This window comes from Stenotrophomonas sp. FR010, assembly GCF_047520755.2.
Lineage (GTDB): Bacteria > Pseudomonadota > Gammaproteobacteria > Xanthomonadales > Xanthomonadaceae > Stenotrophomonas > Stenotrophomonas sepilia.
On record NZ_JAXBQT020000011.1, the window covers coordinates 71,815 to 85,421 of the forward strand.

Annotated in this window: 16 protein-coding genes; 9 read left to right on the forward strand and 7 right to left on the reverse strand. The window is 65.6% G+C overall.

Going from position 1 to position 13,607, the window contains the following annotated elements; genetic code table 11:
• Positions 1-39: 39 nt before the first annotated feature.
• The 5 genes from ACM0PK_RS11710 to ACM0PK_RS11730 all read left to right on the forward strand — a co-directional run bounded on the left by ACM0PK_RS11710 (position 40) and on the right by ACM0PK_RS11730 (position 4,018).
• Complete coding sequence (locus tag ACM0PK_RS11710) at positions 40-879, forward strand: type 1 glutamine amidotransferase domain-containing protein (RefSeq protein WP_414607375.1); 840 nt, start codon at positions 40-42, stop codon at positions 877-879.
• Between the two features lie 81 nt (positions 880-960).
• Positions 961-1,755 (forward strand): SDR family NAD(P)-dependent oxidoreductase, encoded by a 795-nt coding sequence (locus ACM0PK_RS11715; protein ID WP_414607374.1) that lies wholly within the window; start codon positions 961-963, stop codon positions 1,753-1,755.
• A gap of 106 nt (positions 1,756-1,861) precedes the next feature.
• Positions 1,862-2,593 (forward strand): hypothetical protein, encoded by a 732-nt coding sequence (locus tag ACM0PK_RS11720; protein WP_414607373.1) that lies wholly within the window; start codon positions 1,862-1,864, stop codon positions 2,591-2,593.
• Positions 2,594-2,671: 78 nt separating this feature from the next.
• Complete coding sequence (locus tag ACM0PK_RS11725) at positions 2,672-3,151, forward strand: hypothetical protein (protein ID WP_414607372.1); 480 nt, start codon at positions 2,672-2,674, stop codon at positions 3,149-3,151.
• An 84-nt stretch (positions 3,152-3,235) separates the two neighbouring features.
• Complete coding sequence (locus ACM0PK_RS11730) at positions 3,236-4,018, forward strand: 3-hydroxybutyrate dehydrogenase (RefSeq protein WP_414607371.1); 783 nt, start codon at positions 3,236-3,238, stop codon at positions 4,016-4,018.
• A 104-nt stretch (positions 4,019-4,122) separates the two neighbouring features.
• On the opposite strand, the gene ACM0PK_RS11735 is transcribed toward ACM0PK_RS11730, so the two are convergent.
• Positions 4,123-4,386, reverse strand: a complete 264-nt coding sequence (locus tag ACM0PK_RS11735; protein ID WP_414607370.1) for a DUF4180 domain-containing protein — start codon at positions 4,384-4,386, stop codon at positions 4,123-4,125.
• Between the two features lie 143 nt (positions 4,387-4,529).
• Between ACM0PK_RS11735 and ACM0PK_RS11740 the strand changes: the two genes are divergently transcribed.
• Entirely contained in the window at positions 4,530-5,816 is a 1,287-nt protein-coding gene (locus ACM0PK_RS11740; RefSeq protein ID WP_414607369.1) for an alpha/beta hydrolase family protein, read from the forward strand.
• 53 nt (positions 5,817-5,869) lie between these two features.
• Here the strand turns inward: ACM0PK_RS11740 and ACM0PK_RS11745 are convergent, their stop codons facing one another.
• From ACM0PK_RS11745 to ACM0PK_RS11755, 3 genes are read right to left on the reverse strand one after another with little or no spacing between them, the layout of a single operon-like run.
• The gene (locus ACM0PK_RS11745) at positions 5,870-6,328 is read right to left on the reverse strand and encodes an SRPBCC family protein (protein WP_134955371.1); all 459 of its coding nucleotides are present in this window, start codon (positions 6,326-6,328) and stop codon (positions 5,870-5,872) included.
• 2 nt (positions 6,329-6,330) lie between these two features.
• The gene (locus ACM0PK_RS11750; protein WP_005416268.1) at positions 6,331-6,645 is read right to left on the reverse strand and encodes an ArsR/SmtB family transcription factor; all 315 of its coding nucleotides are present in this window, start codon (positions 6,643-6,645) and stop codon (positions 6,331-6,333) included.
• Positions 6,646-6,656: 11 nt separating this feature from the next.
• The gene (locus ACM0PK_RS11755; protein WP_111201336.1) at positions 6,657-7,112 is read right to left on the reverse strand and encodes an SRPBCC family protein; all 456 of its coding nucleotides are present in this window, start codon (positions 7,110-7,112) and stop codon (positions 6,657-6,659) included.
• 234 nt (positions 7,113-7,346) lie between these two features.
• Here ACM0PK_RS11755 and ACM0PK_RS11760 point away from each other — a divergent pair, with 234 nt between their 5' ends.
• Positions 7,347-7,934 carry a TetR/AcrR family transcriptional regulator gene (locus ACM0PK_RS11760; RefSeq protein WP_164093033.1) on the forward strand — a complete coding sequence of 196 codons (588 nt, stop codon included), beginning with the start codon at positions 7,347-7,349 and terminating at the stop codon, positions 7,932-7,934.
• Between the two features lie 92 nt (positions 7,935-8,026).
• The gene (locus tag ACM0PK_RS11765) at positions 8,027-8,527 is read left to right on the forward strand and encodes a hypothetical protein (RefSeq protein WP_111201334.1); all 501 of its coding nucleotides are present in this window, start codon (positions 8,027-8,029) and stop codon (positions 8,525-8,527) included.
• 11 nt (positions 8,528-8,538) lie between these two features.
• Here ACM0PK_RS11765 and ACM0PK_RS11770 read toward each other — a convergent pair whose 3' ends face one another.
• From ACM0PK_RS11770 to ftrA, 3 genes are all read right to left on the reverse strand, one after another.
• Positions 8,539-8,955, reverse strand: a complete 417-nt coding sequence (locus ACM0PK_RS11770; protein ID WP_495498529.1) for a chemotaxis protein CheW — start codon at positions 8,953-8,955, stop codon at positions 8,539-8,541.
• A 149-nt stretch (positions 8,956-9,104) separates the two neighbouring features.
• Positions 9,105-9,548, reverse strand: a complete 444-nt coding sequence (locus ACM0PK_RS11775; protein ID WP_065177486.1) for a BLUF domain-containing protein — start codon at positions 9,546-9,548, stop codon at positions 9,105-9,107.
• 95 nt (positions 9,549-9,643) lie between these two features.
• Positions 9,644-10,645: a transcriptional regulator FtrA gene (gene ftrA, locus ACM0PK_RS11780; RefSeq protein WP_005416274.1), complete on the reverse strand. Its 1,002-nt coding sequence runs from the start codon at positions 10,643-10,645 to the stop codon at positions 9,644-9,646.
• A 338-nt stretch (positions 10,646-10,983) separates the two neighbouring features.
• Between ftrA and ACM0PK_RS11785 the strand changes: the two genes are divergently transcribed.
• Positions 10,984-13,560 carry a TonB-dependent receptor plug domain-containing protein gene (locus ACM0PK_RS11785; RefSeq protein WP_414607368.1) on the forward strand — a complete coding sequence of 859 codons (2,577 nt, stop codon included), beginning with the start codon at positions 10,984-10,986 and terminating at the stop codon, positions 13,558-13,560.
• The last annotated feature ends 47 nt before the right edge of the window (positions 13,561-13,607 follow it).

The window sequence follows — 13,607 nt, forward strand, 5'->3', positions numbered from 1 at the left end:
ATGAATAAAGTGGCCGCCATTCCCCGATAGGAGCTCCCCATGAACCTGATGACCCGGCTGGCCGCTGCGCTGGCCCTCACCCTGGCCGCCAGCGGCGCGCATGCCGCCAACGTGTTGGTGGTGCTGTCCGACGAAAACCACTTGGACCTGAAGGACGGCAAGGTGCTGTCCACCGGCTTCTATCTCAACGAGCTGATGCAGCCGGTCAAGCTGCTGCTGGACGCGGGCCACGAGGTGACCTTCGCCACGCCGCAGGGAAGGGCACCGACGGTGGATGCGTCCTCGGTGACGCCGGCGTACTTCGGCAACGATGCGGCGCAGCTGAAACTGCACAAGGACCTGCTGGAGAAACTGGCGCTGACCTCGCCGACGGCCTCGCCGGTGGTCAGCCTGGCGCGCATTGAGCAGCAGGGCTACTCGCGGTTCGATGCGGTCTACATTCCCGGCGGCCACGCACCGATGCAGGATCTGCTGAAGAGCCCGGCGCTGGGCCGGTTGCTGGCCGACTTCCACCAGCGCAACAAGACCACCGCGCTGGTCTGCCACGGGCCGATCGCGCTGCTGTCCACGCTGCCGGATGCCGGTGGTTTCGTGGCAAAGCTGGAGGCGGGCGCGATGCCGGCCACGCCGAAGTGGATCTACCGCGGCTACCAGATGACGGTGATCAGCAACCAGGAAGAAGAGCAGGCCAAGCCGCTGCTGGGTGGCGGTGAGATGAAGTTCTACCCGCAGACCGCGCTGCAGAAGGCGGGGGCGACGTTCAGCAGCAACACCACGCCGTGGACCGGGCATGTGGTGGTGGACCGCGAGCTGATTACCGGCCAGAACCCGGCCTCGGCGCTGGAGGTGGGGCAGCGGTTGGTGGAGCGGTTGAAGTAAGCCCGACAGCACATCTGTTTTTTCGGTGAGTCCTGCGCTCGGCGCGCGGGACGCCCAATTCCTGCTCAAAGGATAAACCTCGTGGATCTTCAACTGGCGGGCAAGACCGCACTCGTCACCGGCGCGACCGCTGGTATTGGCCTGGCTATCGCGCGCACGTTGGCACGCGAAGGCGTAAGCGTGACCCTCACCGGGCGTGACCCGGGAAAGCTGCAGGCAGCCATGGCCGAGATCAGCGCTGTGGCGCCGGGCGCGCAACTGACTACGGTGGTGGCTGATCTGGCCAGCGCCGAGGGCGCGGCCGCCGTGATCGCGGCACAGCCCGATACCGATATCCTGATCAACAACCTGGGCTACTACGAAGCGAAGGCTTTTGCCGACATCAGCGACGATGACTGGATGCGCATGCTGGAGGTCAACGTACTGTCCGGCGTGCGCCTGTCGCGGCACTACTTCCCGCGCATGCTGGAGCGCAGCTGGGGCAGGGTGATCTTCATGTCCAGCGAGGTAGGTGCGTTCACGCCGCCGGACATGGTGCATTACGGGGTGAGCAAGTCGGCGCAGCTGGCGGTGTCGCGTGGCCTGGCTGAGCTGACTCGGGGCACCGGGGTGACGGTCAACAGCGTGCTGCCATCGGCCACACGCTCGGACGGCATTGTGGAATACCTGCGCCAGACCGCGCCGCGACCGGGCATGACCGATGCAGAGATTGAAGCGCGCTTCTTCCAGACCTACCGGCCCAGTTCGCTGATCGCGCGGATGATCGAGGCCGACGAGATCGCGGCAATGGTGGCACTGCTGGCCAGCCCGCTGGGCGCGGCCTCCAATGGCGCGGCGGTGCGCGTAGAGGGCGGCACCTACCGGTCCATTCTGTGATGCGGCGGTTGGGCCGGTTTGGCGCGTGATGTGGCGCGTGGCACCATGGCGGACCGGCGCCGCTCTTCGGGCGGGGCCGTTTTCCCAGGGAAGCCTTCAACACGACATGCGAACGTCCTTCTTCATTCTCTCCGCCCTGTGCCTTGGCCTGCTGGGTGGTTGCGCCAGCGGGCCGGAGGAACACGTCTGGAACCGTGAGGTCACCAGCGCCTTTGTGGCCGAAGACGGACAGCTGTACCTGCTGCCGCGCTATGACGCGCCGATGCGCTTCAATGCCGCGCCGTTCCGCGAATATCGGGCGCTGATGGACAGCCCGCTGCGCGAGGCGGTGGCCTGCGCGCAGATGTACTTCCATGAAGACTGGCGCGACCCGGCCAACAAGGCCAAGGTGCACGGCAGCTATGCGCTGCTGCTGCGGCCGGAGCAGGTGACGCCGGAGCAGGCCGCGCAGTTCAAGCTGGAGCGGATTGAGGTCCCCCCGCGCGAGGCCAAGGCCGTGGAGGAGCGGGCGCGCTACTACCTGCCGATGGACCGGACCCGCTACGCGCTGGCGTTTGATCGCGCCTGCAATCTTTCACGGAAGGGCGGCAGCTATTACAGCGCGCTGTTCGAGGGCGACGGCGAGCAGGTGCAGTTGCCGGAGGCTGCGGCACTGGCGGAGAAGGGAAAGCTGGCACAGCCGATCAATGCACGGGCGCAGCGGATCCTGCCGGAGAGGGAGGACAAGCCGGGTGTCGGTTCGGCGGCGGGCAAGGTGCTGGGCGCGGCGTTGATCCCTGTGGCGGTTCCGGTGTTTGTGTTGAGCCTGCCGTTCCTGGGGCCGGATCATTGGAAGTGATGGGGCGCTGAGGGAGAGCATCCACGCGTGACGTGGATCTACTTGGGCATCGCTTGAAAGTTCATCCTGGAGATCTGTGTGCCCAGCACGCTGGAAACTGTTTTGAAGACCGTAGGTTTTATTGTCCTCGCGGCACTTCCGTTGGTGATCCTCTGGTTCACCCTTCGGCGAATGGCAGCAAGTGCTCGCTCGTCCGTGAAATCGGGGCTGCGTTTGCATGCTCCGCGCCGGATTTCCGGCACGTCCATGACCCTGGTGATGGTGGATGGCAAAGAGGATCGCGAGCACTATTTCTTTGATACAGAGTCCTTCTACCTGCGGCGTGGGCCGGTGCCCACGGCGGTTCCGCTCTCGCAGATCACCTCAGTCACACGAACGTCCGACAGGATCTACGGGCGCTATGTCTGGCAGGTGTGCTTCAGCAAAGCATCGGGCAGAAAGTGCGTGACGTTCACCAACAACCTGTCGCTGTTCAACCGCGACTTCCTGCTCTTTCTGGAGGCGGTGCGAAAGGCCAATCCGCTGGCGACCGTTGATCGAGCGAGCGTTATCTTCTAACCATGGGCCGACATCGGTCGTTCCATTCAAAAGGGTTGGCCCGTGGAGCTACACTGCTGGCCTACCCCCGATGGATGCTCGCCCATGTTCTCTGGAAAGGTTGCGGTAGTCACCGGCTCCACCAGTGGTATCGGTCTTGGCATTGCCACGGCACTGGCGCGGCATGGCGCGGACATCGTGTTGAATGGCTTTGGCGATGCGGCAGAGATCGAACGCATCCGTACCGGCCTGGAAGCTGAGTTCGGCGTACGGGTAGCGCACGATGGCGCCGATCTGTCGCGGGGCGGGGCAGTGCGGGAGATGATCGACCGCGCCGTCGCGACGATGGGGCGCATCGATATCCTGGTGAACAACGCGGGTATCCAGCACACCGCATCGATCGAGGAATTTCCGGTTGAGAAGTGGGATGCGATCCTGGCGCTGAACCTGTCAGCGGTGTTCCATGCAACGGCGGCGGCGTTGCCGTATATGAAGCAGCAGGGGGCTGGCCGCATCATCAACATCGCGTCGGTGCACGGGCTGGTCGGCTCGGTGAACAAATCGGCCTATGTGGCGGCCAAGCACGGTGTGGTCGGTTTCACCAAGGTGACCGCGCTGGAGAATGCGGGCGCCGGCATCACCGCCAACGCGATCTGTCCGGGCTGGGTGCGGACGGCGCTGGTCGAGCAGCAGATCACCACGTTGGCCGAGAAGGAAGGCACGGATCAGGAGTCCGCCGCTCGCGCGCTGTTGGCCGAGAAGCAGCCGTCGCTGCAGTTCGTGACGCCCGAGCAACTGGGCGAGATGGTGGTGTTCCTGGCTTCGGACGCGGCGGCGCAGATCACCGGCACGGCGCTGCCGGTGGATGGGGGCTGGACGGCGCGCTAGCTGGCCGACACGGGAAGACGTGCCAGCAGGGCGTCCCAATCGGCGACAAAGCAGCCGTCGCGGCCGCGGTTGCACTCGGTGATCCATGCATCCAGCGACGGGCTTTATGCGCGGTAGGCGCTGACGTCGCCCAGTACGGCGAAGCGCAGTCGGTAGTTCACCAGCATCTGCAGCCATTGCCCGGCCATGCCGGAGCGCAGCTCGAAGAAGTCCGTCGAAAGGCGTTGCACGGGCACGGCGATCCACTCGGCCTGGTGCCCAAGGGCATCGCCGACCAGGTTGCGCAGGGCGCCGGCATTGAGCATCGGACCCTGCGGGTCGACGCGCAGGATGCGGGTGGTGCCGATGTGTTCCAAGTGTGGGTGCATGGCGCTCTGAAGTCCGTATCGTCCTTCCAGTATGGCCATGGCAGAAGGCGACGGCGAGCGGGTGCAGCATGAATCTGGCGAACGAACGCGCTAGGCTGCGCCCGGCGCCTGCGCGACGCGGGTTCACTGCAACGGGGAAGGGCATGGCAGGGTGGAAGAGTCGTTCGTTGTTGAGCGCGGTGCTGGTGTGTTCGGGCCTGCCGGTTGCAGCCGCCGAGCTGTGCACGGCCAGTGCCTACGGTGATGGGCAGGGCAACATCGTGGTGCTGGGCGCACCCGCTGCGGCACCGGCCACGGGGCAGCGTTATCTGATGCTGGACGGGCGACGTGGCGCCACCGGCGATGCCAACGCACCGGTGAGCTGCAGCGGCGATGTGGTCAGCATTAGCTCGCCTGCGGGGGCCACGCAGCGCTGGCAGCGACTGCCCACCCGCGATACCGATGCAACTTTCACCAGTGCCGGAACCAAGCTGGTCGGGCAGTTGATCGAACCCGCCGGTCCGGCCGATCCCAAGCGGCCGCTGGTGGTGCTGGTCCATGGCTCGGAACGCACGATGGCGGTGGCGGCGATCTACCAACGCATGCTGGTGGCGCAGGGAATCTCGGTGTTCGCCTACCAGAAGCGTGGCACCGGCGATTCGGAAGGCGAGTACACGCAGAACTTCGAGCTGCTCGCTGACGACGCAGCGGCGGCGCTTGCTAAGGCGCGGGAACTGGCAAAAGGTCGCTTCGGCCGTGCCGGCTACTTCGGTGGCAGCCAGGGCGGTTGGATCGCGCCGCTGGCGGCCACGCGTTCGCAGGCGGATTTCGTGGCGATCGGTTTCGGGCTGGTGGTCTCGCCCATCGAGGAGGACCACGAGCAGCTGTTCGATGAGGCACGGCGCATGCAGCTGGATGCGGCGGCGTTGGCGCAGGTCGGGCAGCTGTCAGAGGCCACCGCGCAGCTGATGCGCACGCATTTCAGTGAAGGTTTCGAGGCGCTGGCGAAGGTGCGTGCGCAGGTGGGTGCCGCGCCGTGGGCAAAGACCATCAGTGGCGAATACAGCGGTGACATGCTGCGCATGAGTGACGCTGACCTGCGCCGGATCGGTCGCGCGCGCTTCGATAACCTGGAGCTGATCTGGGACTACGACGCCGAGGCTGCGCTGCGCCGCCTGAAGGTGCCGCTGCTATGGGTGCTGGCCGAGCAGGACCGGGCCGCACCGATTGCGGCCACGCGCACCATCCTGGGGCGCCTGCGCGCGTCAGGACAGCCGATCGAGACCTACCTGTTCCCCGACACCGACCATGGCATGGTCGAGTTCCGCACCGATGCCGAGGGCAACCGCGTGTCGACGCGGATCACCGACGGCTATCTGCGCCTGCTGGCGGATTGGATCAAGCAGGATGTGCACGGACAATACGGGCGCGCGCGCACAGTGAGCGATTGAGCGGATGGTGGCGCAGGCGGCGGATGGCGCTCCGCCGCCGATAGCGGCACGACTCAGCTCGGCTTCGCAAACACATCCAATCCCTTGCCGGTCTCCAGCAGCGACTTCAGGCTTGACAGCACGATCGGCCAGCCCTGGCGGATGCCGGTATCCATGCCGCTGCCCGGTTCCAGCTCCTCATGGGTAACCGTCAGCCGCACCATGTCCTGGTAGGGCACGATCTCGAAGGTCACCCGGCTGTAGGCGTCCGGGTTGTCGGCCTGCGAGGCGGCGGCCCAGGTGATGACCAGCCGCGAGGGCGGGTTGCTTTCCACCACTTCGCCGACCAGTTCGACCGAGCGCGTTTCGTTGGCGCGCACGTGCTGCCAGCGCGAGCCGGGTTTCCAGTCCGAGACGTTTTCATGGCCCCAGTAGCGGCGGGCGATCTCGGGGCGGGTGATGGCCTCGAACACCTTTTGTGGCGTCGAGGCGATGTAGATCACGTGGATGAAGCGGGTAGTCTCTGCGGACATCGTCATTCTCCTTCCAGTTCGCGTTTCAGGTCATGCAGCAGGCTCAGGCGCTGCTGCTCGAACTTGCGTACCCAGCGCTCGTAGACTTCATGCAGCGGCACCGGGTTGATGAAGTGCAGCTTCTCGCGGCCACGGCGCACCGTGCTGATCAGGTTGGCGTCTTCCAGCAGGCCCAGGTGCTGGGTGACCGATTGCCGGGCCATGTCCAGGTGTTCGCAGAGCTGGCCCAGGGTCTGGCCGTTGTCTTCGCAAAGCAGGTCCAGCAGCGTTCTACGCGTGGGGTCGGCCAGTGCCTTGAAAACCTTGTCTGCATTCATGCGGGGCGTCTTCAGTTCCAGTTGTCGATCCTGATGTCGTGTGGATTGGGCTGACCCTTGCCGGTTTCCAGCAGGGCCTTGAGGCTCAGCAGGAAGACCGCCCACTTGGTGCTGCAGTGGGAGGTGAACTCGACGCGTTCCTTCCAGCCTTCGTGGGTGAACAGGACGATGCAGTAGTCGCCTTCCTGCTTCAGCGCAAAGCGCACGTGGGTGCCGATCCATTCGGCAGGGCCGACCAGGAACTTCCAGAGCACGAGTTCGCCGGGAATGAGCTGTTCGAGCTGCATTTCCATGGCGCCGATTTCCGAGTCGTTGTTCGTGAAGCGCACCCTGACCGTGCCGCCGGTATCGCGGTCGCCATGGGTGTCTTCGGCCCACCAGGCGGCGACGCCTTCAGGGGTGGCCAGTGCTTGATACACCTGGCTTGCGGGGGCCTTGATGCCGACCCGGTGTGCGATATCCACCATTGCAGGTTCCTCGCCATGGGCCGGCAGGCGCCGCCCTTGAGTGGACTATATGCAGGTAAATACCTGCATGTCAAAACCGGCCACGAACGCCCGGATGGGGTAGTGCCGGCCGCTGGCCGGCATCCCGGTGGAGTTGGGTGCGTGCAGTTGCCGGCCAGCGGCCGGCACTAGCAGATGCTGCCCACCCGGCTGCGGGGAGTTGACAGCGATTCAACCTACTAGTAGGTTGGCGGCATGAAAGAGTCGCTCTCGCCCAAAGCCCAGGAGATCCTGGCGCACGCCCGTTCGCTGCTGGAGGCCGGTGGCTACAACGGTTTCAGCTACGCCGACGTGTCGGCGCGGGTGAACATCAGCAAGGCCAGCATCCATCACCATTTCCCCAGCAAGGCGGACCTGGTGCGCACGGTGGTTGAGCTGTACCGGGCCGAGGCGCGCGAAGGCCTGGCGCTGCTGGACCGGCAGCTGGACGACCCGCTGCAGGAGCTCAACGCCTATGTGGACTACTGGTCGAGCTGTATTGCCGGTGGCACGTCTTCGTTCTGCATCTGCGCGATGCTGGCGGCAGAGGCGCCGATGATCCCTGCGGAGATTGCCGAAGAAGTACGCGGGCATTTCGAGGATCTGAGCGGGTGGCTGACGGTGACGCTGGAGAAGGGCGCGGCGCTGGGTCAACTGCGCCTGCAGGGTCCGGTGGCCGATGAGGCCAGAGCGTTCATGTCCTCGGTGCATGGCGCGATGCTGGCCGCGCGCGGTTTCGGCGATGCGGCGACGTTTGCTGCGCTGGCACGGCTGGCCATCGCGCGGGTGAGCGCGGCTGCCTGATGGATGTGTGCTGGGCCTGCGGCAACGTAGGCCTTTTCTTTGATCTAGAAGTCTACCTACTAGTAGATTCAATCAACCCTTGGAGATGTTCCATGTCGCACTCTCTGTCCACGCTGGGCGTGATCCACACGGCCGTCAGCCTTGTACCGGTGTTCGCCGGCCTGTATGCCTTCATTCGCCATCGCGCGATCGACCCCGCGACCCGCTCCGGCAAGCTGTACCTGCTTGGGCTGGTGCTGTCGGTGGCAACGTCGTTCACCGTCTCCAGTACGGGCGGGATCAACCCGGGCCACGCATTCGGAGTGATCGTGCTGCTGGTGGCGTTCGGCGGCGTGCTGGCGGCCCGGCTGCGCTGGCTGGGTGGCGCCGCACCTTACCTGTCGACATTTGCGCTGTCCTTCAGCTTCCTGCTGTCGCTGGTGCCAGGCGTGAATGAAACGCTGACACGGTTGCCGGCAGCGCATCCGATTGCTGCGGCGCCGATGGCGCCGGTGGTGCTGCACACGTTGCTGGGATTGGCGGTGGTGTTTGTGATCGGCTTTGCCGCGCAGTGCTGGCGCATGCGGTTTGAACCGGTTCGCAGGCGCCCTTGAGCAGAGGCGCCTTAGTCCCGCACCGCGAGCGCGGCCAGCAGCGACTGCGGTTCGATCAGCGCAGCCGAACGTGTGGCATCCACCCGAACGTGCCCGCTGCAGAAATTGAACACCCGACCCTCGGCAGGCGCGGATACGTCTGGCGTTGCGTCCGGTGTTTCGATTTCCAGCACTTCATCTACCGCCAGCGCCAGGGTTGCGGTGCCGGCGCTGATCAACAGCATGGCTGGGCTGCCGCCATCGAATGCCGGTTGCCCGCTGAGCCTGCGCAGGTCGGCCACCGGCAATGGCTGCCCTCGTACCTCCAAGTTCCGCCTGCCATGCTGATCTGCAGGGCCGAAGGTCTCGGGGCCGCGTATTTCCACGGCCACCTGTACGTCGATCGCGAACAGGGCCGTGCCTGCGCGCAGGACGACAACCTCGAACAACTCGGCGGGCGAGGCACGTGTTTCCGTTGAAGGTTGAGCAGGTACAGGCATGCTGTGGATCTGGCAGGAACGATGGGTAACGCGGCTTGAATGATGACGTGTGCAGGGGAGCACGCGGCCGCGTGGGACTACGCGCGCAAGGCGGCGGTTCAGCTGGATCCGGCGGGCGCATGGTGGATACCGAGCGGGCCGATGCGCGGAAAGTGCGGACGCAGCAGGCCGACGAGCTGATCCATGCCCGGAACGGCATGGCCAAATTCGTCCCATCGCGCATTGACCAGGCCGGACACCACGACCTGCCCGGTGTCGATGCGGGTCATGGCCCAATAGGGAACAGCACGCGCGCTGATGGCCATGTCCAGTACCGGCACGACGGCAGCATGCGAGCGACTGTCATGGATGCGGTGCTTGACCGCCTCCAGGCCGTCGGGCGGACCTTCGACGTACTGGAAAAACCGCTGCCCGTCGACGAGCAGCGCTCCGGTAACGTCCACGCGACGGTTGAACGTGGCAGAGCGGGACACGATCTGCCGGAGCATTTCATCGGAAAGCCCAGCCGACATGTGGCTGGAGTAGGCAAATGCGTGGAGCATGGAAGGGGCTTCTTGTGACGCCCGTCACTATACGTGGGTCGCCATAGCCTGCCGTGAGCCTTTCCTCACGCATCACCGGGGAGTGATGCGTTGGATCAGCAGCCCACCAACCGATCCGCGCCAATTCCGCCGCGATGCTGGCTGCGGTATTGGGTAGGACTGGCGTCCACCTGGCCGCGGAAGTGCCGGCGGAACGACTCCTGCGAACCAAAGCCGGCCTGCTCGGCAATCCACTGCAGCGGCCGGTCGGTGGTTTCCAGCAGCTCGCGGGCGAATGCCACGCGCTCGCGGATCAGCCAGTCGATGGGTGACAGGCCGGTGGCTTCCAGGAACTGCCGCTGCAGCGTGCGCTGGCTGAGCGCGGCCTGCTCGGCAAGACTGCCCAGCGAGTGCGGCTCGCGCAGGTTGCGGCGCATCCATTCCATCAGTTTTGCCAGACGCGAGGGCTCGCCATTCGGAATGGCGCGGCTGACACGCTGGCTGCGTTCGGCATCACGCCATGGCGCCAGTACCAGCCGCTCGGCCACCAGGTTGGCCACGCGCGCGCCGTAGTCCTTGCGCACCATGTGCAGCATCATGTCCATGCCGGTGGCCGAGCCGGCCGAGGTGATGACGTTGCCGGTGTCGACGTACAGCACGTCTTCGCGCACATCGATGCGCGGAAAGTCGCGTGCCAGCGCTTCGGTGAGGCGCCAGTGGGTGGTGGCCGGGCGGCCATCGAGCAGCCCGGCCCAGGCCAGCACGAAGGCGCCAGAGCAGATCGAGGCGATGCGTGCGCCACGTGCGTGGGCGCGGACGAGTGCATCGAGCAGTGCCTGCGGCGGGCGTTCGCTGGGTTCGCGCCATCCGGGAATGACGATGATGTCGGCGTCATCAACAGTGCTGAGATCGTAGGGCAGCTGCACCTGTGCATTGCCGAGCATGCGCAGTGCACCGGGTTCACCCGCGCACAGCTGGGTGCGGTACCAGGCCACGCCGAGTTCCGGCCGCACAGGCGCGAACAGGCCTACCGCGCAGCCGAATTCGAACAGCCCCTGGCCGTGGCAGGCAACGATGGCGACGAGCGGTGCGGTGGGATCGGCGGGTGGGCTGGGCATGGCTTGATGCTACGGGTGCAGATGCGTGGCGCTGCGTGGTGCGAGGGCATGAGGTGATGCCGGGCAGGCATATGGAGCGGTCGCTCCCTTCCTGTAGGCCCGCGCCCACACTCGGTTCAGTGCCGGCGGGGTGGATGCATCTGACGCCGTCGCGAAGAGCAGCCGAACGTGGGCTCGGCTCTACAGGCAGCAGCGCACCGTTGCGGCCACCTAACGTCATTACCAGCGGTCATGTGGGTGGCCGGATGTTACGGCTGGGTGACGCGATCGCGCCTGTCGCGGTGGGTGAACAGGCCCTTGAATGGAAGCGTGTTTCCGGCCCACCCCCACGAGCCCCCATGCCTGCTGCCCACGCCCCTGTGCTGAACACTCTCGCCGTCCTGATCGCCAGCGTTCTGGCCGCATCGCCTGGCCATGCGGCTGACGCCGATGCGGATCCTGCTGCCACCGCTGCAACGGCCAACGTGGCAGCGTCCACGCTGGATGCGGTGGTCGTTACCGGGTCGCGCACCAGCACGCGCACGGTGAAGAACAGTTCCACACCGATCGATGTGATTTCCGCAGAGGACCTTGCTGCGACTGGCCAGGGCAACCTGCTGGAAGCGCTGCAACGTTCGCTGCCGTCGCTGAGCCAGATCGGCGGCTACCAGAGCGACCAGGAGAGCCTGATCCGTGGCTACCAGCTGCGCAATCTCTCGCCGGGTTACACGCTGGTGCTGGTGAACGGCAAGCGCCGCAATGCCAGTGCCTATGTGAGCGGTGCCAACGGCGGCGGTTTCCCCGGCCATGCCTGGGCTGACCTGGCGTTGATTCCAGTCTCGGCGATCGACCACGTGGAAGTACTGCGCGATGGCGCGTCGGCCATCTATGGCTCGGACGCGATCACCGGCGTGGTCAACGTGATCCTGAAATCGCAGGCGCACGGTGGCGAGCTTTCCGTGGAAAGCGGGCAGAGCATTGATGGCGATGGCTCGCGCACCAGCGTGCGTGCCAACGTGGGCCTGCCGTGGGGCGCCGATGGCTTCGTCAACCTGTCCGGTGAGACCACGCGGCAGCACCACGCGATCCGTACCCGCCGTTACATCGATGGCTACCTGAGCTATCCGGCGGTAGATGCCAACGGCAATCTGGTCGCGCTGCGACCGAACAACCGGTTGCCGGCCGGCGCATCGCCGAACCCGGCCGAGGCCAACCGCGATGCCGAGGCCAACACCATCCTCAGTTCGCCATCGTATGCGCTGAAGGCGTTTGCGGTGAACGTGGGCCATGGCCTGGGCGAGAGCGCCCAGTTCTACGCCAATGCCACCGCCAGTGATCGAACCGCGCAGGCGATCCAGAATTTCCGCCTGCCGGCGACCATCTTCACCACCTACAAGGCGCCGGGTGTGCTGAGCGTGTTTCCCGATGGCTTCCTGCCGGTGCTGGAAACCAAGGAGAAGCAGTACACAGGCACCGCAGGTGTCAAAGGCCAGATCGCGGGCTGGGATTACGACGCCAGCCTGACCGGCAATCGCAACACGGTACGCACCTATACCCGCAATTCGGTGAACTACTCGCTGCCGTACCCCGGTTCGCCCACCGACTTCTATGACGGCAAGCTGGACTACCAGCAGGGCATCGCCAACCTGGATCTGCGCCGTGGCTTCGAGGTGGCCGCCTTTGCGTCACCGCTGGAAGTGAGCGCCGGCGCCGAGTACCAGCATGAACAGTATGAGCGCGGGGCAGGGCAGTGGGAGTCCTACACCGGCTTCGGTGCCGCCGCGTTCGTGGGCTACTCCACCGCCGATGCGGTGAAGGCGACGCGCAACAGCAAGGCGGTCTATGTGGGCGCGGCCAGCAACATCACCGCGCGCTGGTATCTGGATGCGGCCGCGCGCTGGGAAGATCACTCCGACTTCGGCAGTGTCTCCACCGGCCGCCTGACCACGCGCTTCGACTTCACCGACGCGCTGGGCGTGCGCGCCACGGTCAGCAACGGTTTCCATGCACCCAGCCTGGGCGCGCAGTACTACCAGGCCACGGGCAGCTGCCCCTGCGGCACCACGCTGGTGGCGCAGGTGTCTTCGCCGGCGGCGGTTGCGCTGGGTGCGACGCCGCTGAAGCCCGAGAAAGCCACCAACTACAGCCTGGGCGTGACCTGGGACCCGAGCCCGGCGTTCCACCTGGCCGTGGATGCCTACCAGATCGACATCCGTGGCCAGCTCGGCCAGTCTAGCCAGATCGGCTACAACGCGCAGGACCCCGCGCGCATCACCGACAACAGCGGCACGGTGCTGAGTACGGCGCAGAAGAACACCATCGATGCGCTGCTGGGCTCGGCCGGCATCAGCATCCTGCCGGGTGATGCGTTCTATGCCAGCTACTTCACCAACGTGGGCAATACCCGCACACGCGGTGTCGAGCTGACCCTGGAGGCCAACCAGGAAACCGTGTGGGGCAAGCTGCGCTGGAGCTATGCGGCCAACGTCGGCCGCACCACGATCCGGAAGGTCAGTGATATTCCGGCGGCGCTGCAGGGGCTGCCCAATATCAACCTGCTGACCAAATCCAGCGAGTACGCACTGCGCTTCCGCACGCCCAGCTACACCCAGGTGGCGGGCTTGGGCTGGCAGAACGGACGCTGGCGCTCGAATGTCGACTTCACCTACTACGGCCCGATCAAGCGCCTGAACAACGGCGTGGAATACAGGCAGCCGCCGGTGCTGGTGACCAACCTTTCAGGTGCGGTGGAGCTGGGTGCGGGCTGGAGCGCGGCGCTGGGCGTCAACAACGTGTTCGACAAGCGCACGCGCAGGGTGCCGGAGTACGCGCGCAGTGCTACCGATGTGGCCAGCATCGAGACGACGTGGGATTCGGGCGATGTGCTGAGCCGGATCGGGACGTTCTGGTACGGGCGGATCAATTACCGGTTCTGAGGTGGAGCAGCCGAGCATGGCTCGGCTCTACAGAACGCGAAAGGCGG